1 protein-coding gene is annotated in these 1206 nt (G+C 43.2%); it reads right to left on the bottom strand.

Annotation, left to right across the window (positions count from 1 at the left end; genetic code table 11):
* Positions 1–58: 58 nt before the first annotated feature.
* Positions 59–1099, bottom strand: a complete 1041-nt coding sequence (locus tag BLO31_RS08360) for an IS481 family transposase (RefSeq protein WP_070964526.1) — start codon at positions 1097–1099, stop codon at positions 59–61.
* Between the last annotated feature and the right edge of the window lie 107 nt (positions 1100–1206).

Here is a 1206-nt window from a genome sequence, read left to right as displayed (position 1 = left end):
TGTACTAATTCAGACCTGATCTGACAGTTACCCACTTTTAGACTCGGTGCCTGTCAGATTATATCTGGGCTAAATTCTTTTCAGCCCAGATTGATTTCCCATCCTCTAATGTTTCTATCGGCGTTCTGCCGCAGCACATTTTTCCTTGATGAGTACGATGATTGTTGTAGTAGTCCATCCATTCGTCCAGATCTTTCTGCAACTCTTCCATCGAACCATACAGTTTCTTTCTGAATGTTACTTGGTAGAACTCATTCAATATGGTCTTATGGAAGCGTTCGCAGATTCCATTTGTCTGTGGCGACATCGCTTTAGTTTTGGTGTGGTCTATATCATTGATGGCTAGGTAAAGCTGGTAATCATGCTGTTCAACACGGCCACAGTATTCAGTGCCTCGGTCAGTTAAGATTCGCAGCATAGGCAGTTCATGCCCCTCGAAGAACGGTAGAACCTTATCATTCAACATATCTGCTGCGGTGATGGGTGTTTTAGTCGTGTAGAGCTTAGCGAAGGCAACTTTGCTGTAGGTATCAACGAACGTCTGCTGATAGATACGTCCAACACCCTTAAGGTTGCCAACATAAAACGTGTCTTGAGAGCCAAGATAACCTGGATGGGCTGTTTCTATCTCACCACAAGCTTCATCATCGTGTTTCTTACGCTCAAGAGCAGCAACTTGTTCGTCCGTTAGAATGATACCGTTTTCAGCGACCTGTTTTTCTAAGGCAATAAGGCGCTTTTTGAAGTTTTCTAAGTCATTACGAAGCCAGATTGAACGCACACCACTTGGAGAGATAAATACACCGAGTTTACGTAGCTCGTTGCTCGTTCTAACTTGCCCGTGAGCTGGGAAGTCGATGGCGTATTTGAGAACGGCTTGCTCAGTTTCACTATCGACACGATTCTTCAGGTTTGGTGTTCTTCGACTTTGATTAATCAGAGCATCAATACCGCCAGTTTCGACTAGCTCTTGATAGCGGTAGAAAGTGTCTCTAGATACACCCATCACTTTACAGGCTTTTGATACATTGCCGAGTTCTTCTGCAAGATTGAGAAGGCCAGCTTTGTGTTTGATGATTGGATTGCTAGTATGAAGCATGAGAGTTACCTCTTATTGTCTTTGATTACAGATTCAGCACCTTTAATCAAAGTGGGTAACTCTCTTCTTTTCAAATTGAAGTGTCAGATCTAGTCGGAACTAATACA

The sequence above is a fragment of the Vibrio sonorensis genome (assembly GCF_001854765.1).
GTDB classification, from domain to species: domain Bacteria; phylum Pseudomonadota; class Gammaproteobacteria; order Enterobacterales; family Vibrionaceae; genus Vibrio; species Vibrio sonorensis.
Note: the sequence above shows the minus strand (reverse complement) of the source record. Positions and strands in the feature narration are given on the sequence as shown.